The following is a 22,413-nucleotide window of genomic DNA, read 5'->3' as shown; positions in this document are numbered from 1 at the left end:
CCTATTGAGTTTAGCCCTTCTCGGTGCCGATTATTCGCACCTCTTGTCCATCGCGCAGGTCAGCCAAACCGACCAAAACGACCAGGTCCCCGCTGCTCAGACCAGTATCGATAAAGACTCGGGCAGAAGAACGCGCTATCACGTGCACCGGACGCAGATGAGCCTTGGATTGCTGGACAATAAAGACAGCAGGTGCCAGATCTAGATCAAGGATGGCGAGCCGCGGCAGTCCCAGCGCTTTACCCTGCGCCGCAATGCGCACGAAGACGCTCATACCCGGCAGGAGCATTCCCTGCCGATTATCCAGTCCCACCCAGACCTCGAACGTGTCAGTCTGCGGGTCAGCCCGTGGCACAATGGTCAGTACCGTCCCCTTAAGCACAGGCGCAGCCCCTGTGGCGGCAAAGACCTCAGCAGACTGACCGACATGGACTAATCCAAGAGCCCTTAAGGGTAGCCGGGTATGCACGATTACTGTCGACTGGTCACTGATTGTCAACAAGGAAGAATTCGCGGAGAAGGATTGACCGGCTACGACATTGATAGCTGTCACGACTCCGCTGAGTGGGGCCAGCAAGCAATCCTCCGCAAGCAAGGATGAAGAACGAGTCTGCAGAGCCTCATACTTACTTTTGGCCAGCGCATAGCGCTGACGCGCCTGAGCCACGGCGGTCGGATTACCGCTGGACATCACGTCTTGCAAATAACTCGCCGCCGCCGCCATCTCATCCCTGGCCAGCTTCAACTGTAGAGACAACTCCACTGGATCGAGGCGCAACACGGCCTGACCGGCTGCGATAGAGTCGCCTACTTTAACCAGCACAGCATCCACCTTGCCTGCGAAGGGGAGAGAGAGCGCGAGCTGCCTCTGAGGATAGACCAGGCCTTCGCCTCCCAGGCTCTGAGCGTAGTCCTGACCTTGAGCCTGATAGAGGATCACCGCCGGCGCTGACGAGCGTAGCAAAGCCAGCCAGCCCACCACGAGCAAAAAGAGCAGACAGCTACTCACAAGAGCCACAAAAAAGCGGCGGCGACGCTGATGGCGCTCCCATGCGCCTGGAAGAATCCGCAGGCGTAAAGTCGCGATCTGCCAAATTGGCGGCTCCCCCCATTCCCCAGATCGCGCCAGCGGCAAGGGCTGAGGGATGAAAGCCCTCCGAGACTGCTGAGACTGCACCTCAGCATCAGTGCCGGTTCTAGCATCTTGCGCCATTCCCATTTCATCTGTCGACCCTGAAAGGGAAGGCCGAGCAAGCGTGTTCTCCTCATCATCGAAACAAAAGTGCACTTGGGACCCAGGCCTACCGAGGCCCGGCTTGAACTGGCGTCGTTTAGGTTTAGCTGGTGGCTGCTGAGTCATGGCTCATTGTTCCCCCTTCCTTCGCAGGACATAGACCAGCCAGCCACTGAGCGTCAGCACCATCCCCTGAGCACCTGCACAGCCAGCCAGCAACAAAGCCTTAGCCGCAGGCACATGATAAAGAGCCAGGATACAGATCAGAGTACCTTCCCGTAACCCGAGGCCATTCCATAACGAGAGAGGGAGCGCAGCAGCAAGAGCCGCTAGCGCAATGGCTACCAAGTAACAGGGCAGCGGCAGATGGATATCGAGGGCCAGGCCATAGCCATAGTAATTCAGCGTGGCCACGACCCAGAAAGAGAGACTGAGGCCCAGCGATGGCAGGAAAGCACCTGGCCTGGCAGCAATTGCCAGCAGCGCTGCCCCTAGCTCCTTGCCCCCCAGAAAGCGAGGAGGGCTATATCTATCCTCCAGCCGAGACCCTTTAGCCTGCCTGTTGGCTAGCCTGGCCCCCCCAAACAGAGCCATCAGAGAGAGCGTAATGAGCAAGCTGACCGCTGCGGTCACGGCTTCCAAGGGGGCAGGCAAGAGCTGCCCCCACATACAGAGCGTCCCCCCGAGCAACAGGCCCAATGCCAGCAAACCCAGCAAGCGCGCCAGGGCCAGCGTTGCGATGGCCAACGCGTAGGAGCCGAGCATTCGACCCGAGTAGAGAGCCTTGATAGCATCGCCTCCTATCCCCAACGGCAGCCAGTGGCTAAAAGCGATACCTATCAGATAGAGCCTGATCAACTCGGCCAAGTCGATGCGCTTGCCCTGGGCCAGCAAGAGAGCATGCCACTGGGAAGCACTGAGCACAACACCGAGCAGTCCACCGATGCCTCCCAATAGCAGGCAGGCATAGCTGATATGGCTGTGGTCCAACTCCTTCCACGCAGGAGGAGTGGCAAGCAGCCTCCAGACAAGCCCACTCGTAGCTACCAACATCACCATCCCTAACGCTAGTCGCCAGATCCCCGCTCTGGGCTTGCTGCCCAGAGCATGAGGGGCGCCATCGCCAGAGCTTCCCGTACCAGAGGGCCCGTCTCCTGGTAAAGCAGCGCTCGGCAAGCGGCCCGCCTCATCGGTGGGCTTGGCTAAAAAAGGTAGTTCCGCTTCCTTAGCCAGAGGGCACAGCCTGACGCGCGTCAGCCCCCTTGGCCGAGAGAAACTTTGTGGGGCCGATGGCTTAGCGCTTTCCCTCTTGTCAGAGGCCGGACTAACAGGGAGCATTGTAAGCTGTAGCCTTCTCATTGTTTCTCCTCCCCAGTCCCAGCATCCGGCCTATCATCCTCAGCCAACGACCAACCAAGATACAAACGAGGCGTCAGGCTACGGGCATAAGCGATCACATAATCCAGCTCTCTTTGCAGGCCTTCGCGTAGTCCCACCCGCGGCGAGTAGCCCAGAACATGGCTGGCTCGCGAGATGTCCGCAAAGGTATCATGAGCCTCGCCACGCTGCTCGTCGAGGAACACCACCGGCAGAGGAGCGCCGCTGATCTCCTCTAGCAAGTCAAGGACTTCGCGCATACTGACCTGCACTCCCCCTGCAATATTAAAGGCCATCCCCACTGCCGCAGGAGCCGCCGCCGCTAACAGATTGGCCTCCACCACATCATCCACATAGGTCACATCGCGTGTCTGCAGCCCATCACCGTACACACGAGCAGGCTGTCCATTGACCAGCGCAGAACAGAAGCGATAGAAAGCCATATCAGGTCGTTGACGAGGGCCATAGACAGTAAAGTAGCGCAGAATTACCACCGGCAGGCCATAGTTATGGTGATAAAGCATGCATAACTGCTCAGTAGCAACCTTGGTTACCCCATAGGGAGAAACGGGACGGAGCGGAGCCGTTTCACTGACAGGCAAACGCGCAGCCTCGCCATAGACCGCCGAAGAGGAGGCGCAGATGAAACGCCGCACATTTCCCGCGCGGACAGCAGCCTCCAGTAGACGTTGAGTAACCAGTACATTGGCATCCACATAACGGACAAACTCGTTGCCCCATCCCTGCCGCACACCGGCTCGCGCAGCGAGATGAAACACCCAGTCAACGCCATCGAGCAGCGAGACCAGAGGCAGCCGCAGCAGGTCGCCCTCAATAAAGTCAAAGCGGTTGGACGTCAAGAGTCCCTCTAGGTTCCGTTCTTTGATCTGGCGCGGATAGCAATCGCTAAAGACATCGATGCCACAGACCTCATGCCCCTCAGAGAGCAGACGCTCAGCTAGATGGGACCCAATAAAACCAGCGACACCGGTAATAAGACAGCGCATACGTCTTCCTCCGCCACTTATCTTTGTTGTAGAGAAAGAGATTATAAATCGGTCAATAAGCTTAAGATCAGAATCAGAAGGCTGAAGAATCGGGAGATACCCACAGCCAGCGATGCTACAGTCTGTATTCCTCACGATCAGCACCTCACAGCTAAGAAAGCTAACTCGCTCCCAGTTCGCCTTATACAGCGAGAAGAGAAGCGAATGAGAGGAAGAAAGAGCGGGGCCAATGCGGCGAAGCAGGGACCGCGGAGGCGACGGCCTGCAAACGCCCCTGTCAACAGCCGGGCGCAGAGGCACCAACAGTACATAAGATTGAGAGGGTCACGTGAATCGTCTCGGACCACACGAAAGCCACTGGCTTCGAGCAAAGCATACATTTCAGGCACAGCATAGCCGGGGCGCACGTGGCCATCTTCCCTTTCAGCGGCAGGCAGCACCTTTCGACACGCCGAAGGGACTTGCAACACCAGGAGGCCCCCGGGGCGTAACACAGCAGCGATCTCTCTGAGCAGCGCGAGGTCATCCCTGATGTGCTCCAGGACCGCCAGGCAACAGACACCATCGAACAAGCCTAGCTCTAGCTCCCTGAGCCGACAGACATCAGCGGCGAGAAAGCGCACGTTAGGTAACCCTGCGCGAGAGGCCACAGCGATTGCACGAGCAACCTTGCGCTCATCGCGCTCGATCCCTACCGCCTGAGCGCCGCAGGCCGCCAATCTTAGCGTCAGATCGCCAATACCACAGCCAAGATCCAGCCAGCGTTCTCCCCGCACACTATAGCCGCGCAGCACTGCACGCAGCAGATCAAGACGGATCGTCTTCCCAAGCGGAGGCTCCAGTAGTGCCAGATAGAGATGACCCAGCCAGCGAGGCAGGTGCCATTCCTCAGCCGCAGCCTCGGCGAAAAGATCACGCAAATAGCCTTTCATTGGCAGGGCCTCCTTGCCTCAGCAGCGACCACTTCGGTATAGAGGCGCTGCTGCTGGGCTACGAAGGAGGACCAGCTCCAGCGTCTGATAGCGAACCGCCGGGCAGCACGAGCCAAAGCCCGTGCGTAGGTCGGATTCTCCAGGAGGAAGAGAGTACCGGCAGCCAGCCCATGCGATGTTGGGGGTACCAACAGAGCTATCTCGGGAGTCAGCACCTGAGTATGAGCAGCGATTGAGGTCGCCAGCAGAGGCTTGCCAGAGTACAGGTAGCTTGCCAGCTTCAGCGGCATGTTGGTCCCTGCACAGCGGGGGCTAACCAGGATTGTCGCCTGTTCCAGACAGGCAGCCGTCTCAGAAGGAGGAAGCTGGCCGAGAAATTCCACCCCGTCCTCAATGCTCAAACGACGACAGAGCAGCTGCAAGGCCGCAATCTGATCCTGTCGCCCGCCAATGATCCGGTAACGGACTGCGGGACAGCGCCGTCGTACCAGGACAGCGCTCTCTAGCAGCAGATCAATCCCCTGGTAGCGCTCCAGCGTTCCGGTGTAGAGCACCAGTGGCCCCGCCTCGCAGGACTCAGGCAGCAACTCATACCGACTGAGGCTGGTCACGGTCTCGCCTGGCGCCGGAGCTGCCGCAGGCAGGCCAGGCGTTTTTGGCAGCCCTGCAGCGCCCGGCTCCTTCGGATACCGTCCTCCGGGGATCATCGATAGTATCTCTGCCCGCTCCTCCGGCAAGATGACGTTCTCAATCAGATAGGTCTTGCCACGAGCCCCCATCTGCCAGGCCTCTTGCTCCAGAGCAGGACAGATCGTCACTACCGCACTGGCATGGCGAATGACCCAGCGTTGCAGAGAGTCCAAGATGCGCAGCATCCAGCGCCGACGTGAATAGCCCAGACAGGCCGCCTGCTGGGCAAGATTTGAGTGCATATAATAGACATGCTGGCAGCGGAAAAGCCGCGCAAGCACAACGCCGCCGACTCCAGCCTCCTCATGGGAGCAAAGACAGTCATAACGCTGGCAGCAAAGCCGCCAACAAGCCCAAAGCCAGAGCACGAGATCGAGACACAGTTTTGCAATAGAAGGGCCAATCCGCACCTCACGCACGAAGGGCAAGTGGGGGACACGCCAGATGCGCACTCGGGGCAGCGTCACCGGCTCTCCAAACGGGTAAGTCACCACGTCCGCATGATGGCCCAACTCGCTCAGGGCGCGCAGTTGGGCATAGACGCTGAAAGGCACTCCACGGGGGACAAAGAAGGGTTGAGGAGCAATTACTAGGATCTTCATGTGTTCTCCCTGCTTCTTCCCTTACAACTTTCGCCACAAACAGAAGTTTAGTAAAACTTTACCCACTAAGCCTATTCAGAGGAGCTACCAGCATTCACAGCTTTCTGCACCAGAGACCGTACAGCGTACAATATAAGGTTGCTTGCCCTGAGACTCATAGTAGGTACGCATCAGCATCTCTGCCAGTACGCCGAGCTGGAGCGAGAGGAGACCGAAACTGAAACAGGCTGCCATCCCCAGCAACAACGGCCCCGCCCATTGGGATCTATGGAGCCTGCCTGCACGCGAAAAGGCTTTCATCAGAGCAATTGGCAGGAAGGCCAGACCCAGGGCGAGCGCCAGCAGCCCGGGCAGGCCCAGCAGCTGCTGAGGACGCGTTGCGAAGCTGCCATAGAATTTCAAGAGCAAGAGATCGAGCAGCACCCGCAGCGTCCGATCAAGCCCGTAGTGTGAGCGTCCAGCATGCCGGGGATGATGAACCACTTCAACCTCAGCAACGCGTGCCCCGGCCAGGGAGGCATAGGCGGCGATAAAGCGGTGCGTCTCTCCGTAAAGGGGAATATGAGCAAAGACCGTGCGGCGATAGACTTTGAGTGTGCAACCGAGGTCATGTAAAGGGACACCTGTAGCCCTGGCAACAATGGCATTGGCTAAGCGGGAAAGCAAGCAACGCAGCCAGGGATCTCCCCGTCGCCTCCGCCGCCAACCACTCACCAGGTCATACCCCTCTTCCAGCTTCGCCAGGAGCCGAGGGATATCCGCCGGATCGTTCTGGAGATCAGCATCGAGCAGCGCCAGCACCTCGCCACGGCTGTGAGCTATCCCAGCAGCCAGAGCTGCCGTCTGGCCAAAATTGCGGCTCAGCCTCACTACCCTGACAGAGGGGTCCTGCGCCGCCAGCCGCTCTAGCAGGGCGAAACTGCCATCAGTACTGCCATCATCAACATAGACAATTTCGTACTCAAGAGGCATATTATGCATAGCTTCTCTGATTTTGCGCTGTAAAAGCGCCAGGTTTCCAACTTCATTGTGCACAGGAATAACCACAGATAAAGAGCTAGCTTGTTTACCCATGTTTATATGTTTCAACCTTCCAGTATTTAATTTTCCAAGACATCTATTTTGACGATTCACATTGGCAGAAGTAACTTCTTTTTCTTCGATTTATTTGATATTGATTATTTTAAATGAATCATATATATGACCCTAATATAGGAAGGCTGGTCAGAAAGAGAGGTGTTGTAAGCAGGAATCGACGAGATACTCAAAAAAGGAGAGCGAAGGAGGAGTCAAGAAGCACAGAAAGCGTCCAGGATCTTAGTGAAGAGGGTAAGCAGCAAGCAAGGAAGATTGAGGAAGCGCTCTTCTCTGCTCCTCGCCGGTTCTGGCGCTCACTGAGGTAGGCAGAATCGGCGAGGAGCCAGGCGTAACCGGAGGAAAATCGCGCTGTCTACGAGACCTCAACAGCCAAGGCAACGGCGCCACCACCGCCCAGACACAGCGTTGCTAAGCCACGTCCTCCACCGCGGCGGCGCAGCTCATAGATGAGCGTAATCAAGATTCGCGAGCCACTGGAGCCGATCGGATGGCCGAGGGCAATAGCGCCACCATTCACATTCACCCGGTTCCAGTCCCAGCCCAGTTCCTTCCCATTGGCCAGCGTTTGAGCCGCGAAAGCCTCATTCACCTCAATCAAGTCGAAGTCACTCAGGCGCAAGCCAGTGCGTTCCAGCAGCCGTCTGACTGCGCGTGTAGGTGCTGCGAAAATATAGCGGGGAGTAATGGCCGCCGAGGCATAGCCAATAATGCGCGCAAGCACCGGCAAACCCTGCTCCTGAGCAAGTGTCTGCTCCACCACCACCGTCGCTGATGCTCCATCGCTGAGTCCAGGAGCATTGCCCGCCGTGACCGTTCCCTGCTCCTGGAAAGCCGGTCTAAGCCTGGCCAGTGCCTCCAACGAGGTATCAGGGCGAATCGGCTCATCGCTTTCAACCAGGACGCTAACGCCTTTCTGCTTGACCTCAATAGGAACAATCTCATCCTTGAAGCGACCTGCGGCTGTAGCTGCCGCAGCTTTCTGATGGCTTCCCAATGCGAAACGATCCTGCTCCTCGCGGGAGATGCCAAAGGCCTCGGCAATAATCTCTGCCTCGTTCCCCATATGCATATGCTCAAAGGCGCACCAGAGGCCATCATGAATGACGCCGTCTATCAGCTCGGCATGTCCCATGCGGTAGCCAGTGCGCGCCTTGGGCAAGAGATAAGGGGCATTCGACATACTCTCCATGCCACCGGCGACAAAGGCGCGTCCATCGCCAGCGCGAATGGCCTGAGCTGCTAGCATAACAGCCTTAAGGCCGGAACCACAGACCTTGTTAACAGTAAAGGCAGGGATCTCGACCGGCAGACCGGCCCCAATCGCCGCCTGGCGTGCCGGGGCCTGCCCTAGCCCCGCAGAGACCACATTGCCCATAATTACTTCATCGATAGTCTCGACAGCGATACCTGAACGGCGCACCGCCTCCTTGATGGCAATGGCCCCAAGCTGAGGGGCTGTAAAGCTCGCAAGCCCCCCTAAGAATTTCCCCGTCGGAGTACGGGCCGCGCCGACGATCACAGGCACTGGTTCTGTTGCCATGATGTATGCTCCTGCTGCCAGTGTAGCCTCTCAAACTGCTTCATTGCTGGAACAGCCCTCTATCAGAAGACGCGGCTGCTCTCTCGTTGTCCCATTGTAGCCCGTAGCCTGGAAACAATGCAAGCAAGCAAGAACCGGAGCGAGGCTAAGGCTCGGCAGGGAGCTGACCTGGCAAAAAGCCCGAGGGAGGACGCATCTCCCAGAGATGTTCGGGGACCTGGTCTTCCGGCAGCAGGCGCACGCTCTCGTAGACCGGTTGCCCCTGCTCAGCACCACTGGCATACAGGAGATTGACCGGACGGTAGTGCTCATCTAGCAGCAAGATATAATCGCTGGGCAGCCAAATACGGTAGACAGTTTGCCCTTGAAAGTCTCCCTCACCAAGATAGTGCGCGCTCCCTTGCTGGAGATCACGGCGCAACTGCTCAAGATCAAATGCTGTATCCTGGACATTCCAGCGTGAGGGATTCCATTGAGCCACATGGTGCATCATATCTAGCCCAAGTACCGTTTGACCGTCGCTGATCAATACCACATCAAGGCGCCCGGGCATAGTGGCCTCGATATGTAGCTCGCCCGTGCCCAGGTTATGGTAGGTTTCAACACGGTAGGGCAGCCCTTCATCGCTCATTTTCGTCTGACGATGATAGAGCACATAGCCCCTCCAGGAGAGTCCCGGAGGCAAGGCAAAAGCCTGCGACGGGTGCCAGAAGATGCTTACCCCCAGCGAGGCCCCAAGCACCAGGAGCAGCAGAGCCGCGACCGCCGGTAAGAGGAAGAGACGGCGTCGAAGCAGGGGACGTCGGGCCGGGCGTCGCAGAGCTGTCAAGCGCGAGCGAGCGGGCGAAACGCTGTACGCTTGCTCCTGGCGCCTCTCCTCAGGCTGTGCCACAGCGGTATTCCTGGATGCCCCCCAGCGAGTTGCAATAGCCTGATAAACAGCGCGATCAACGCGGGCAGAAGGGCGTGTTTGCTCTAGATTACGCAGAAGCTGATTCACCTGATTGAAGAGACGATAAGTCTGCAGACAGGAAGAGCAATCGTAGACATGCTCAAGCACGGCCTGCGCCTGCTCAAAGCTCAGATCATCAAGCACGGCCAGGTAGAGCTGAATAGTTGTGCAGACCTGGGGTCCGCTTTCATGAGCTGATGGCAGTGGTGGCAAACCAGGCTCATGCCTTGCCTCGCTCATCGCCGGCGTTCCTCCCCCTTCAGATGTTCACGCCCGATGCGGATATAGCGTTCGATAAACATCTTTTTCGCCCGAGATATACGTGTCGCCGCAGCATTGGGGGAGATTCCGATGATAGCAGCAATCTCCTGATAGGGCAGGCCCTGCACGGCACTCAGCACGAGCACGACAGCATAATCAAAGGGCATAGCTGCCAGGGCAGCGCGGATATGCTCGCGCTCGATGACTTCGGGGATACCGCCGCTATCGGCCAGCAACAAAGCAAACTCCTCAGAGATCGAGCTTTCATCGTGATTACCTTGATGGCTACTCAAAGAGAGAGGCCACCAGGCGATACGCTTACGCCTGCGCAAGAGGTCGACGCAGAGATTGGTCGCAATGCGATAGAGCCAAGCAGCCAGGTTCTCGCGGTCATGCAGATGGTCCCAGGCCAGGCAGGCACGGATAAAGACCTCCTGCGTCATATCATCGGCATCCTCACGGTTCCCCAGCAGGTGATAAATGTAGGAGTGAATTGGCCGGCTGAAGCGCTCATAGAGCCTGCTTAGGGCCAGGGCATTATCATCAGAATCAGCAGCAAAAGATTCAGAGCCAGCTCTCTGCGAATGCGCAGGCGTTTTCTCGGTCATGCTGACATGTACTCTTTCTCTCCGGGCCTCGGCGACAGCGGCGACATCAGCGTTACTCGCGTTACCGGCACCCTCGCCACCTTCAGTGAGCTTGCTACCAGGATGCACATGCATACCTAAGTATAGCAGGAACGCCCGGTGAATAGAACATGCCAGTGCATACTGAGGAGATGCCCGACGACAGGCCAGCAATCCTGGGAAAGTGCTTCTCAGGAGCTACCGCTCTCCCTATCCCTCTCACGAGCCAGCGCGCTTGCTTTTTCAAGCCTTCCGGCTCAAGCCTTAGTGGGAGAGACACTTCATGATAAGAAAAGACCCACCAGGAATGATCTACAGAGAGAGCCGTCCTCGCATCGTTCTCTCTCTATGATTGGCGAACCTGCATTGACACCACGCGCTGACAGGACTAATATAGAGGAGAAACACACAGAGGTATCGATAAGCGAAAAGCCCGATATGTTACGGGCAGGGGACAGGTCGTTTGAGCCAAGAGAACAGTCGCCCGGGGCGCTAGCTGGCCGGTTTGCCCCTGGGCGAGCACTGGGGAGAGCTTTTCAGATGTCAGAGCGCCACACAGCGGGCGACGCCCCTCTACCGCATCAGCCAGAGGAGGATTTGGAGCGATTGCTGCTAGAAGGTGTTCATCTGCAGCAGTCGGAGCAGGCCCCTATCTCCCACACTGGGGAAGAGGCTGCCTCACTATCAGCCCGAAGGACAGCAGGGCCTGGAGGAGGAGATACAGAAGAGGCAGGGGACGAAGAGGAGACGGAAGCCCCCCAGCCAGCAGGAGGCGACCTGCAGGGAGCATTAGCCCTGTTCGCCGAAGCTGCCCAGGATATGGCCACCGCCAGTCTGGAGCTGAACCTTGGTCGGCATTTTGCTTGTGTCGACTACTGCAACCAGGTAGCAGAGAAGGCCGCTCAGGCGGTGAGCCTGCTCCTTTTCGGGCGTCGTTCCCCTTATAACCATGATCTGCGGGCCTTGGGCGAGCGTGTCGGCGCGCCGCTTGAGATTCTGCGCGATATGGAGGCTCTCACTCCTTTCCATCCTGAGACATTCTATGTCGATACGCCTCCTGAGGAGGCCGATGAGGTCATTAGCGCCGCCGAGGCCAATGGCCATGTAGAGCGTGCCCGCCGTGTCTTGCGCTGGGCCAGGGGAAGGATCTTTTCTGCCAGCGTCTAGAGCTTGGCTGAGCGCTTACCTTCTCCAGCGCGGTCTAGCGGCGCGGGTCAGCGCCGACCCGGTTGCTTGCAGCGCTCCGTCCTGCCTATCCTCTATGAGGAGGATTCCCCTGGCGTTGTGATCCGGCTTCTATAGATCCTGAGTAATTCTATCAATTGGGAGGAGTATTTCGTGACGCAAGCAATCACAGGAGGGCAGCCCCAGGGAACGCCCTTTGAAGAGGTGGTCAAGCAATCGCCGCGCAAGTGGGTCTATTTATTCACAGAAGGCAACGCCAGCATGCGCGACTTGCTCGGCGGTAAGGGGGCCGGCGTCGCCGAGATGACCAGGGCTGGCTTGCCGGTTCCTCCGGGTTTCACCATCACGACTGAAGCCTGTAACGCTTACTATGAGGCTGGTAAGCAGTTCCCGCCAGGGATGTGGGAGCAGGCGCTAGCCGCGCTGCGCATTGTCGAGCAGCAGACCGGCAAAACCTTCGGTGATCGTCACAACCCGCTGCTTGTCTCCGTGCGCTCGGGGGCTAAGTTCTCAATGCCGGGCATGATGGATACGGTGCTGAATCTGGGTCTCAATGATGAGACGGTACAGGGGCTGGTGGAGCAGACCGGCGATGAACGTTTCGCTTACGATGCTTACCGGCGCTTCATCCAGATGTTCAGCAAGATCGTGCTCGATGCTGATCCGCGTGAGTTCGAGCAGAAGCTTGATGAGTATAAGGAGCGCACGGGCGCTAAGAGCGATGCCGAGCTGCCCGCTTCGGCCCTCAAGGAGCTGGTAGCTGAGTTTAAGCAGATTGCTGAGCGGCAGTCCGGTCAGCCTTTCCCCACGGACGTCTACGAGCAGCTCAAGCGCGCTATCGAGGCGGTCTTTGCCTCGTGGAACAATAAGCGCGCCATCGACTACCGCAATTTCAATAAGATCCCTCACAATCTGGGCACCGCTGTCAATGTGCAGAGCATGGTCTTCGGCAACATGGGCAATGACAGCGGCACCGGCGTGGCCTTTACCCGCAACCCCAGCACCGGCGAAAAGGAGCTGTATGGGGAGTACCTGCTTAATGCCCAGGGTGAGGATGTGGTCGCTGGTATCCGCACGCCTTCGAAGATTAGTCGCTTGAAAGAGGAGCTGCCCGAGGTTTACGAGCAGTTCCAGGAAATTGCTCGCCGCCTGGAGCGCCATTATCGCGATATGCAGGATATGGAGTTTACCGTGGAGCGCGGTCGGCTCTACATGCTGCAGACGCGCTCGGGCAAGCGCTCGGCCAGGGCGGCTGTCAAAATCGCGGTGGATATGGTCGAGGAGGGGCTAATCAGCGAGGAGGAGGCGATCAGGCGCTCCGATCCAACGCAGATCTATCAGTTGTTGCTGCCGCGCTTTGATGAGGAGGCGAAGGCGCGCGCTCATAAGGAGGGGCGCTTCCTGGCCCGGGGGTTGAATGCTTCGCCCGGCGCCGCAGCAGGCAAGGCGGTCTTTGACGCCGATCGCGCCGAAGAGCTGGGGAAGGCTGGCGTGCCTGTGGTCCTGGTGCGCCCGGAGACGAGTCCCGACGACGTGCATGGGATGCTGGTCTCAAAGGGCATCCTGACAGCTCGTGGTGGCGCTACCAGCCATGCGGCAGTGGTAGCCCGCGGCCTGGGCTTGCCTTGTGTGGCCGGCTGTGAGGGCATCCGTGTCTATGAAGAGGAGAAGCTTTTCCGCGTGGTCGGCAGCGATGTGGTCATCCGCGAGGGCGATGAGATCTCCATCGATGGCGACACCGGCGAGGTCTTCGCGGGCGTGATCCCAACGGTGGAGCCGGACTTTGAGAAGGAGACGGAGCTGCAGAAGCTGCTGAGCTGGGCGGATCGCATCCGTAAGCTGGGTGTGTGGGCAAATGCGGATTATCCGCGCGACGCTCAGCGCGCCGTGACTTTCGGCGCGGAGGGCATCGGCCTCTGCCGCACTGAGCATATGTTTATGGAACAAGAGCGCCTGCCCATCGTGCAGAAAATGATCCTGGCGAAGACGCGCGAGGAGCGACAGGCCGCTCTGGATCAGCTGCTACCTTTCCAGCGCAGCGACTTCATCGGGATCTTTGAGACGATGGTCAATCCGCGCACCGGCGATTGTTATCCGGTGGTGATCCGCCTGATCGATCCGCCGCTCCATGAGTTCTTGCCGAATTATGAGGAGCTGCTGGTCGAGGTGACGCGCCTGGAGGCCACGGGCTCCGATCCAGAGGCGCTCAAGGAGAAAAAGGCTTTGCTCGATGCTGTGGCTGCCATGCGCGAGATGAATCCGATGCTCGGTCTGCGTGGCTGCCGCCTGGGCTTGCTCTACCCGGAGATCACGATTATGCAGACGCGCGCTATTTTGGAGGCTGCTCTAGAGGTGGCGCGCAAAACGGGTAAGAAGCCACAGGTGAAGATTATGATCCCGCTGGTCGGCCATGTGAATGAGCTGCGCGAGGTGCGCCGCCAGCTTGAAGCCGTCGCCAAGGAGATTACAGCCGAGGCGGGAGCTGCAGTCGAGTATAAGTTTGGGACGATGATCGAGCTGCCGCGCGCCGCTCTGACTGCCGACCAGATCGCAACTGTGGCTGACTTCTTCAGCTTCGGTACCAATGATCTGACCCAGACCACCTTTGGTTTCAGCCGCGATGATGCTGAAGGCAAGTTCTTGATGAAGTACGTCGACGGTCTGGAGGCGCCGGGCCTGCCAGAAAAGGTCAAGATTCTGCCTGTGAACCCCTTCCAGACGCTCGACCGCGATGGAGTGGGTCAGCTTGTGCGGATGGCGGCTGAGAAGGGCCGCGCCGCGAATCCTCAGCTTGAACTGGGGATCTGTGGTGAGCATGGCGGCGATCCAAGCAGCATCGAGTTCTTCCACGAGGTCGGGCTTGACTATGTGAGCTGCTCACCTTTCCGCGTGCCGGTGGCGCGTCTGGCCGCCGCTCAGGCTGCACTGAGCAAGTCCGAGAAAGATAAGTAAGTCGTAGCCTTCTGGCTCTTCTTTGCCCATCTTCGTGAGATTTGCTCTCTCGGGCAAGCCCAGAGATGGGCCGCGGGCATCCCTCTAGCCGCGCTGTTGCTAGAGCGGTATGCCCGCTTTTCTCTGTAAGGGCCTTGCTGTTTTCTGTTCACTCCACGTCATTGAGAAGGAAATCTTTTTCGTTCTCCAGAAAGATGCCTCTTTTATTCTAGAGCGAGTTGTTGAGTTGTGCATCACAGGGTTGAGAATTGCAGGCTTGTCAAACAAGCCGTGATCCTTTATACTACTCTTGCTCCAAGAGGGAGTTGCTTAGAAGTGCTGTTACGAGATCTTGGATCATCAGGAGCGGAGGGATAAGTCAGATGCAAACAGATCCTCAGCAGGGGCAGCAGTCTGGACCCCCACCTTTTCCTCCTTCGTGGCCCGTTCCTGTCCCAGGGTCGCAGCCCTGGCCCCCTGCCCAGCCCATCGTTCCACCGACCTGGTTTCCTCCGCCGGCTACTCCCGTCTCTCCTCCGCCCCCGCCGGGCTTTCTTCCCCCCGGCTCTCCTCAGTTTCCTCCCTACGGCTACGGCGGCCCCGGACCAGTGGCGCCAGTCGCTCCAGCGGTGCCCCGGGCCTCACGCCGTCATACCTGGCTGGTGGCTCTGGCCATCTCTTTCTTTGTGGTTGCTAGCCTGGTAAGCTGCGGCGTGCTGCTCTTTCTGTCCTTTCAGCAGGCCAGGCAGTATCTTAGCCTGAGCACGTCGTCGGGATCGCTGAGTATCACCCATCACGTTCTTGTGGAGGATTACTACACGGCTCTTCAGGATCAGAACTACCAATTAGCCTACAGCCTGCTGGCAAGCAACGCTACTGTGAAGGGCCAGCATCTGGATCTCAACGGCTATGTACAGCTCGCGCGCGCTCAAGATGAGCGCTTCGGTAAAATCGGCAGTTTCTCAATTCAAGAGGTGGACCCTAACCATTTCACCGTCACAGTCTGGCGCGACCAGGCGATTTATGATGTTCATGTGACCTTCGCTGCAGAGAGCCTATCCCTCTTTGACGGCATTAGCTCGGTGGATGGAATCTAGGGCCTTGGCATCCTCTTTTGTCTGTCTCGGGCGCCGCTAGCCAGCTCTTTCCTCAATAGGAGCAGTGGTCTGTCCGCAGGCCAGTTTTCCCGACGGCTGACCGTTTTGCCGATGGGGCGGCTGTTTTCGCTCTGGGCCGTGGCCGGTTCCTGTTTCATCTCCTCTTTTTCCCCTCTTGCGGCTCTTTTGCCACCGTGCTATTATCGGGAAAGCATGACAACAGAGGTAAGCGCCCATCGCCGAGTCACGCGGAGCAGATCTTTCTATGCAAAGAGATAAAGTGAACGATTACGATACCATTGCAGCCTTTTATGATATTGAGCACGCCCACTTCCTGGAGGACCTGGACCTCTACCGGGACTTCGCCGAGCTGTGTGGTCCCTACGGCCCCTTGCTGGAAGTAGCCTGCGGCAGCGGTCGCTTGCTGGTGCCGCTGGCGCGCGAAGGTCATGAACTGACCGGGGTTGACATCTCGGCCAATATGTTAGAGCGCGCCCGCCAGCGGCTGGCGGAGGAGGGCCTCTTGTCACGGGTGACACTGGTGCAGCAGGATATGCGGGCTTTGCATCTGGAGCAACGCTTTCGGCTGGCCTTTATCGCGCTCGGCTCCTTCGCCCATTTGACTGCCCGCAAGGATCAGCAGCAGACGCTGGCTTTGCTGCGCGCCCACCTGGTGACCGGTGCCACGCTCATTCTCGATCTGAGCAACGCCGATGCTCGCGCGATGGAGAATTTAAGTGGTCAGCTGCTACACCAGGGCACCTGGACGTGTGCCGACGGCAGCTTTTTGACACATTTCGTCTCTCCTTCCGCCTCAACTACCCGTCATGTGCTGGATCTGGTTCATTTTTATGACCAGTACTGTCAGGGAGAGATTGTACGACGTACAGTGACGCGTACTTCTTTTTATCTTTTTGAACGCAGCGAGCTGGAACTGATGCTAGAGCAGGCGGGTTTTGTAGTTAAGGATGTCTATGGCAATTATGAGATGGCCCCCTACGAGCTGCAAAGCCCGCGTATGATTTTCATTGCGGAGGCACGATAGCCCATGCGAGCAGCACGCCCTCCCCTGCACCAGTGGAATTTACAGCCCGAGCAGGCGATCGCTTTGCAGAAAGAGCTTGCCAGCCGCGTGATCCGTGAGGATCGCCTGCCATCTAAGGTGCAGCATATTGCCGGCGTTGATCTGGCGATCAATGAGAACAATGGCCTGGCGCGCGCCGCTGTTGTTCTTCTCGCCTATCCTTCCTTGCAGCTTGAGGAGCAACACGTTTACGAAGAGCCTGTACGCATGGAGTATATTCCGGGCTTGCTTTCATTTCGTGAGCTGCCCTGTGTCCTGGGAGCGCTCAATCTGCTGCAGCAGGAGCCGGATCTGATTATGGTTGATGGTCAGGGCATCGCCCATCCGCGTCGCCTGGGCATTGCTTCGCATCTGGGCCTCTGGCTGGACCTGCCCACTATTGGTTGTGCCAAATCGGTGCTGCGAGGCCACTATAACGAGCAGGAGCTAGGCGAGGCGGTTGGCTCCTGGGTTCCTTTACGCGACCAGGGTGAGGTCATTGGGGCCGCTCTCCGTACGCGAGAGCACACGAAGCCGATGATTATTTCCATCGGTCACCGGGTGAGTCTGGATACGAGCATTCGCTACGTGCTCTCCTGCTGCCGCGGTTATCGTTTGCCAGAGCCGACACGCCTGGCTGATCGACTTTCCAAGAATAATGCTTATCGAGAACCCGCTAGCGGCAGCCGGGGAGGACAGGGCTCATCCAGCGAAGCTATTCAAGATTCGCTCTGGCAGTAAAGTCAGGCTCGGGCGTTCTTTCGCCATTGCTACGCCTATTTAACATCTATCCATTCTACGCGTATGTTGCGCACTATCTTAGCCTGACTTCCAGGCAAGCCACGGGTACAGCTTCTTGCTAGCTGTGCTCCCCCTCCCTCTCATGCTCCGCCGGCGCCGGCTCATGATAGAGGGGAAGAGTGAAATAGAAGGTTGTGCCACGGTTGGGAACCGTCTCGAACCAGATTCTGCCCCCATGCTGTTCAACGATGAGCCGGGCAATAGTCAATCCCAGGCCATAGCCGCCCATCCTGGATTGCATACTATGGGTGGCCTGGTAGAAGCGTTCAAATACATGGGGCTGATCCTCGGGTGCAATACCAAAGCCAGTATCTTTGACGGACAGGAGGACCATTTGAGGATCTTCAGGATCGGGCCGAGCCCGCAAGATCACGGTTCCTCCTGGAGGAGTGAATTTAATCGCGTTCCCCAGCAGATTTGAGAGGACCTGCTTCATTCTTTGGGGATCGGCCTGCACGAGAGGATAGGGAAGTTCAATATCTTTGCTCATGACGATCTCGGCTTTGCGTGCCAGCGGCAGCATACTCTCTAGCACCTGCTGCGCGAGTGTTTCAATATTGACCTGCTGCAGCCGTATTTCAAAGTGCCCGGCATCGGAACGCGCCACAAAGAGGACATCCTCAGCCAGTGAGAGCAGCTGCTGCAAAGCCTCACTGGCATACCCCAGATACTCCCGTTGGGTCTCGTTCAAGGGCCCCATCTGCCCACGTAAGAGCAGTTCAATGAAGCCATGCACAGAGCTGAGCGGTGTGCGCAGTTCATGCGAAACCATCGATACAAAATGCTCTCGCATGCGATTGGCCATCTTGAGGGCGGAGACATCGCGCGCCAGAAAGAAGACATAGCGCTCTTGCGCACTCACGATGGGGGTCACGCTCACCGAGGCCTCCCAGTCCTGGGCCTCTTCAGCCCCAAGAATGAGTTCCTCGTTGGCGAGTGGCTGTCCACCCTGCAGAACACGCACCAGCGGACAGCCCGCCGTACCGCAGAGCGGCAGGTGATCAAGGTTGCGGCACCTGAGTACGCGGGCGCAACCTTGGCCAATGGCAGCGCCTGTCTCCCACTTCAAAACCGCTGCCGCTGCGGGATTGAAAGCCCGGAGGCGAAAGTAACTGTCCAACAGGAAGGCCACATCGGTAGTGGCGGCCAGCGCCTTACGGGCGCAGTCTGCCAGTAACCCATCATCTGAGCGCACACCCTGATCAGGCGGATAGCGCTCCCGCACCACCTTTCTCTTGCTCCCCGTCTCCTCAATCGCCTGGCGCTGCTCCGGCGAGGCAGCAGCCTGCTGGCCCTCCCCGCTCTCCTCATCCTTTGTCATCTTAGTTGCAGCAGCATAGAGATTACGCTCTTTGAGGCGCGAGCGCCGCGAATCGGATTTCACCGCATTCCCCCTTTTTACTTATTTACTGACAAACTTATACCCGATACGACGCACAGAAATAATATGTCGGGGATGAGCAGCATCCGGCTCCAACTTTTTGCGCAAACGACCAATGTAGACATCCACAATATTGCTATTATTCTCATTATCGTTCCAGACAGAGGAGAGGAGCTGATCACGGCTCACCACCTGATCGGGGCAGCTCATCAGGACGCGCAGGACCTGCATCTCAGTACGGGTTAAGGATACCTTGACGCGATCATTAATGACTACCTGCAGCTCAGCCGGGAAGAGTTCGATCGGGCCAACCCGAATACTGTGGCCTTCGTTGCGTTTGCTGCGCTTGATGCGGCGAAGCACAGCATGGACGCGCGCCACCAGCTCTTGATGATCGAAAGGCTTACAAATATAGTCATCAGCCCCGATGTGAAAGCCCTTGAGTTTAGACTCCATGCTATCCTGGGCGGTCATGAAGATCAGAGGGATATCGTAACCCTCGGCTCGTAGCCTGGCTGTAAACTCGAAACCGCTCTGGTAGGGCATGGCAATGTCGAGGATCAACAGGTCAGGCTCACGCTTCTGGATCATCTGCATGGCCCCACGAGGGTTGTCCGTGACTTCAACTTCGTAGCCTTCCTGTTTCAGAGCAAACTGCACCAGTGCAGTTGTAAACTGGCTATCGTCAACCACAAGGATATACACAGTTCTTCCCCTCTTCAGCACATAGTGCTCAACTGCCGGGACCGAGGAAGGCCCGCAGTCCAGGGCCAGGCTGCGCGCGGCCTCGTGGCCCGGCAGGATGGGCATGCTGTTCGGACGCATCGCAATAGAAGCAAAGGAGCGAAAGAAGTCACCTAAGCGGTAGCCACATGCCATGCCTCCTTGCATCCCTCTCCAGGCCAGCAACATTACCGGTCCTTTCTCCTCACCTTACTCACCACGGTCCATCAACAATGCGCCAGGGGCTGATCACGGCCTTCCTCCCTCTGTGCTCTACCATTGCACTTGCTCGTTGGCTTGGCTGAGCAGGGGCAAAACTCTGGCTCTATGGCTATGAGACAGCCTTTGCCGCCGCGCGTAGCTTTTCTACATAGACCATCAGAATAGCGATATCTGCCGGCGTGACCCCTTCGATGCGCGAGGCCTGTCCTACCGTACGCGGGCGTAAGCGGGCCAGCTTTTGTCGTGCTTCGGTCCGTAAATGAGGAATACTTTGATAATCGATATTCTCAGGGATCACTAGCCCTTCAAGACGCTGGGCCTGCCGAACCAATTGTTGCTGTTTTTGTACATAGTATTCGTATTTAACCTGCAGCTCGACCTCTTGAGCCACCTCTGAGGGGAGCGCCGGCAAGGGTGGCTCAGGGTCCTCCTCCTGCTCGTTCTGATAGACCAGGCGAGCCAGCTCAGCGACTTGAGCATAGTGCACCTCGGGACGCCGCAACAAGTCGCGAGCTGACGTTAGCTGACCGGGTGGTGCTATGCCAACTTCGCGCGCGGCAGCCTCCACATTGCGCGAAGAAGTAAAAATGACCTTGCTCAGGCGCCCGAGAGCCTGCTCTATCTGCTCGCGCTTGCGTAGCACGCGAGCGTAGCGTTGCTCATCAATGAGACCAAAGCGATAGGCGTAGTCGCTCAAGCGTAGATCAGCACTGTCGGCGCGCAGCAGCAGGCGGTATTCGGCCTGTGAAGTATGCAGGCGGTAGGGTTCACTGAGCGGGCGAGTTACCAGATCGTCGATCAAGACGCCGATGTAGGCTTCATGACGGCCCAGTACAAAGCCAGGTTCGCCACGAGCATAGAGAGCCGCATTAATTCCGGCCATAATCCCTTGAGCAGCGGCCTCCTCGTAGCCGGACGTTCCGTTGATCTGACCAGCGAGAAAGAGACCAGCTACAGCCCGCGTTTGCAACGTCGGCATCAGCTGATAAGGGGGGACATAGTCGTATTCGACAGCGTAACCGAAGCGAACAATCTCCACATGCTCAAGCGCCGGAATAGAGCGCAGCATGGCGAGCTGCACATCTTCGGGGAGACTGGTATTCATCCCCTGCACATAGACCTCACCTGTGCGCCAGCCTTCCGGCTCTAAGAAGACCTGATGAGAGGCCTTGTCAGCGAAACGCACCACCTTATCTTCGATGGAGGGACAATAGCGCGGGCCAATGCCCTCGATGAGACCATTGAAAAGAGGAGAGCGGTGGAGATTGGCCCGGATGACCTCATGGGTGCGCTCATTAGTGCGCACCAGATAGCAGGGCAACTGTGGACGCCACCCATAGAGATCCTCATCAGTGACCGGATAGACCGGGTTCGGGCGTCCGCCCGGCAGCTGCACATCGGCTCGCGCCGTTTCGTCCCAGGAGAAATAGAGGGGGACACGGCTGCCTGGCTGCGGCTCCGTCTTGCTAAAATCGATGGTGCGCGCATCGATGCGCGGCGGCGTCCCGGTCTTGAAGCGACGCACCTCCAGCCCAAAGGCGCGCAGCGAGTCGGCCACGCCTAACGAGGGACCCTCACCGGCCCGTCCGCCCGGCTGCGTTTTCTCTCCTACTACCAGGCGCCCATTCAGGAAGGTTCCCGTTGTCAGTACGACCGCCTTCGCCTCGTACTGCCAGCCCGTGCTGGTGACAACGCCTCGAATCGCCGGGCGCCCATCTGCGCCTTGCTCGTAGAGAAAGTGGGTGATCGTCGCCTGCTTCAGGTCAAGATTCGCCTGCGCCTCCAGCGCAAATTTCATCGCCAGCCGATAGGCCTGTTTGTCGCACTGAGCGCGCAAAGCCTGAACCGCTGGCCCTTTGCCTGTGTTGAGCAAGCGGATCTGAATGAAGGTGCGATCGGTATTGCGGCCAACTTCACCGCCAAGGGCATCGATTTCCTTGATCAGATGCCCTTTGGCCGGTCCGCCCATTGAGGGATTGCAGGGCATCAGCGCCACACTATCCAGGTTCATGGTCAGTAAGAGCGTCTTGCGGCCCATGCGTGCACTGGCTAGAGCAGCTTCGCAGCCAGCATGGCCGGCTCCGACCACAATCACTTCATACGTGCCTCGCTTTTGCCCTTCCCCAGAAAGATTGTGAGTGCCTGCTTCGTTTGTCATTTGTTGCGTTCCGCCCACTTACATGTCATCTACATGTATAACGATCACTCTGGTATTATGCCGCAGATAAAAAGGCACGTCAATACAGCCACCGCCGCCTTTGACAAATTGCTCCTCAAGTCGCCTGCTAGAGAAGAATTGGTCAAGCCTCTACTTGTCCTCTTCCCTAAGATCTGCTAGAATTGCACTGGGGTCTGAGAGATGGCCGAGCTTAGCCCGGCCACTAGGAGAATCGGCCTGGTTCGCTCGTGCTAGTCTGGTAAGGCCTGCCACTTGAGCACGGTTCAGCTCCGCCGGGAACGGGCGGGCATAAGTGTAGCCAGCCCGAGATAGCTGGCCTGCAATGGGGCGATGGCGGAATGGTAGACGCAGGGGACTTAAAATCCCCTGGGGTGAAACCCCGTGTGGGTTCGAGTCCCACTCGCCCCACCAGGTTCTCCTTCCCCCTCTCTCATCTCCACAGGCCCTCAGCATCGCCATGTCAGCCGCCGCGCTCAGCCTCTTTTGACTCCTCTTCCACCCGAGCTTTCCGT

Annotated in this window: 17 protein-coding genes and 1 tRNA gene; 6 read left to right on the top strand and 12 right to left on the bottom strand. The window is 58.0% G+C overall.

The features are described from left to right. Positions 1-10 precede the first annotated feature (10 nt). From AC6H1L_RS14300 to AC6H1L_RS14260, 9 genes are all read right to left on the bottom strand, one after another. Positions 11-1,213: an efflux RND transporter periplasmic adaptor subunit gene (locus AC6H1L_RS14300; protein WP_497598164.1), complete on the bottom strand. Its 1,203-nt coding sequence runs from the start codon at positions 1,211-1,213 to the stop codon at positions 11-13. A 150-nt stretch (positions 1,214-1,363) separates the two neighbouring features. Further along, the gene (locus AC6H1L_RS14295; RefSeq protein WP_497598163.1) at positions 1,364-2,224 is read right to left on the bottom strand and encodes a lysylphosphatidylglycerol synthase transmembrane domain-containing protein; all 861 of its coding nucleotides are present in this window, start codon (positions 2,222-2,224) and stop codon (positions 1,364-1,366) included. Positions 2,225-2,589: 365 nt separating this feature from the next. Further along, the gene (locus AC6H1L_RS14290) at positions 2,590-3,618 is read right to left on the bottom strand and encodes an NAD-dependent epimerase/dehydratase family protein (RefSeq protein WP_497598162.1); all 1,029 of its coding nucleotides are present in this window, start codon (positions 3,616-3,618) and stop codon (positions 2,590-2,592) included. Between the two features lie 137 nt (positions 3,619-3,755). Then, positions 3,756-4,550: a class I SAM-dependent methyltransferase gene (locus AC6H1L_RS14285; protein WP_497598161.1), complete on the bottom strand. Its 795-nt coding sequence runs from the start codon at positions 4,548-4,550 to the stop codon at positions 3,756-3,758. Next, a complete protein-coding gene (locus tag AC6H1L_RS14280; protein ID WP_497598160.1) occupies positions 4,547-5,842 on the bottom strand; it encodes a glycosyltransferase in 1,296 nt (431 codons plus the stop codon). Before AC6H1L_RS14280 ends, AC6H1L_RS14285 begins: the two co-directional genes overlap by 4 nt. Before the next feature lie 84 nt (positions 5,843-5,926). Next, positions 5,927-6,916 carry a glycosyltransferase family 2 protein gene (locus AC6H1L_RS14275; protein WP_497598159.1) on the bottom strand — a complete coding sequence of 330 codons (990 nt, stop codon included), beginning with the start codon at positions 6,914-6,916 and terminating at the stop codon, positions 5,927-5,929. 376 nt (positions 6,917-7,292) lie between these two features. Beyond that, a complete protein-coding gene (locus tag AC6H1L_RS14270) occupies positions 7,293-8,480 on the bottom strand; it encodes an acetyl-CoA C-acetyltransferase (RefSeq protein WP_497598158.1) in 1,188 nt (395 codons plus the stop codon). A 145-nt stretch (positions 8,481-8,625) separates the two neighbouring features. Next, entirely contained in the window at positions 8,626-9,672 is a 1,047-nt protein-coding gene (locus AC6H1L_RS14265; protein ID WP_497598157.1) for a hypothetical protein, read from the bottom strand. Continuing rightward, entirely contained in the window at positions 9,669-10,301 is a 633-nt protein-coding gene (locus tag AC6H1L_RS14260) for an RNA polymerase sigma factor (protein ID WP_497598156.1), read from the bottom strand. Before AC6H1L_RS14260 ends, AC6H1L_RS14265 begins: the two co-directional genes overlap by 4 nt. A gap of 558 nt (positions 10,302-10,859) precedes the next feature. Between AC6H1L_RS14260 and AC6H1L_RS14255 the strand changes: the two genes are divergently transcribed. The 5 genes from AC6H1L_RS14255 to nfi all read left to right on the top strand — a co-directional run bounded on the left by AC6H1L_RS14255 (position 10,860) and on the right by nfi (position 17,336). Further along, on the top strand, positions 10,860-11,486 hold the full coding sequence (locus tag AC6H1L_RS14255) for a HEPN domain-containing protein (protein ID WP_497598155.1): 627 nt from the start codon (positions 10,860-10,862) through the stop codon (positions 11,484-11,486). A gap of 279 nt (positions 11,487-11,765) precedes the next feature. Next, positions 11,766-14,456: a pyruvate, phosphate dikinase gene (gene ppdK / locus AC6H1L_RS14250; protein ID WP_497601553.1), complete on the top strand. Its 2,691-nt coding sequence runs from the start codon at positions 11,766-11,768 to the stop codon at positions 14,454-14,456. A gap of 362 nt (positions 14,457-14,818) precedes the next feature. Continuing rightward, on the top strand, positions 14,819-15,532 hold the full coding sequence (locus AC6H1L_RS14245) for a hypothetical protein (RefSeq protein ID WP_497598154.1): 714 nt from the start codon (positions 14,819-14,821) through the stop codon (positions 15,530-15,532). 265 nt (positions 15,533-15,797) lie between these two features. Next, the gene (locus AC6H1L_RS14240; protein ID WP_497598153.1) at positions 15,798-16,577 is read left to right on the top strand and encodes a class I SAM-dependent methyltransferase; all 780 of its coding nucleotides are present in this window, start codon (positions 15,798-15,800) and stop codon (positions 16,575-16,577) included. A gap of 3 nt (positions 16,578-16,580) precedes the next feature. Continuing rightward, positions 16,581-17,336, top strand: a complete 756-nt coding sequence (gene nfi, locus AC6H1L_RS14235; RefSeq protein WP_497598152.1) for a deoxyribonuclease V — start codon at positions 16,581-16,583, stop codon at positions 17,334-17,336. Positions 17,337-17,454: 118 nt separating this feature from the next. Here the strand turns inward: nfi and AC6H1L_RS14230 are convergent, their stop codons facing one another. The 3 genes from AC6H1L_RS14230 to mnmG form a co-directional block, all read right to left on the bottom strand. Further along, positions 17,455-18,780, bottom strand: coding sequence for a sensor histidine kinase (locus AC6H1L_RS14230; RefSeq protein ID WP_497598151.1), 1,326 nt, complete (start codon positions 18,778-18,780; stop codon positions 17,455-17,457). 18 nt (positions 18,781-18,798) lie between these two features. Beyond that, positions 18,799-19,668: a response regulator transcription factor gene (locus AC6H1L_RS14225; protein ID WP_497598150.1), complete on the bottom strand. Its 870-nt coding sequence runs from the start codon at positions 19,666-19,668 to the stop codon at positions 18,799-18,801. Between the two features lie 163 nt (positions 19,669-19,831). Continuing rightward, positions 19,832-21,880, bottom strand: coding sequence for a tRNA uridine-5-carboxymethylaminomethyl(34) synthesis enzyme MnmG (gene mnmG / locus AC6H1L_RS14220; protein WP_497598149.1), 2,049 nt, complete (start codon positions 21,878-21,880; stop codon positions 19,832-19,834). 345 nt (positions 21,881-22,225) lie between these two features. On the opposite strand from mnmG, the gene AC6H1L_RS14215 reads away from it, so the two are divergent. Continuing rightward, positions 22,226-22,312, top strand: a tRNA-Leu gene (locus tag AC6H1L_RS14215). Positions 22,313-22,413: the final 101 nt, after the last annotated feature.

It is taken from the genome of Thermogemmatispora argillosa (assembly GCF_059696725.1).
The sequence above is the reverse complement of the archived record's forward strand: the minus strand, read 5'-3'. Positions and strand labels throughout refer to the sequence as shown.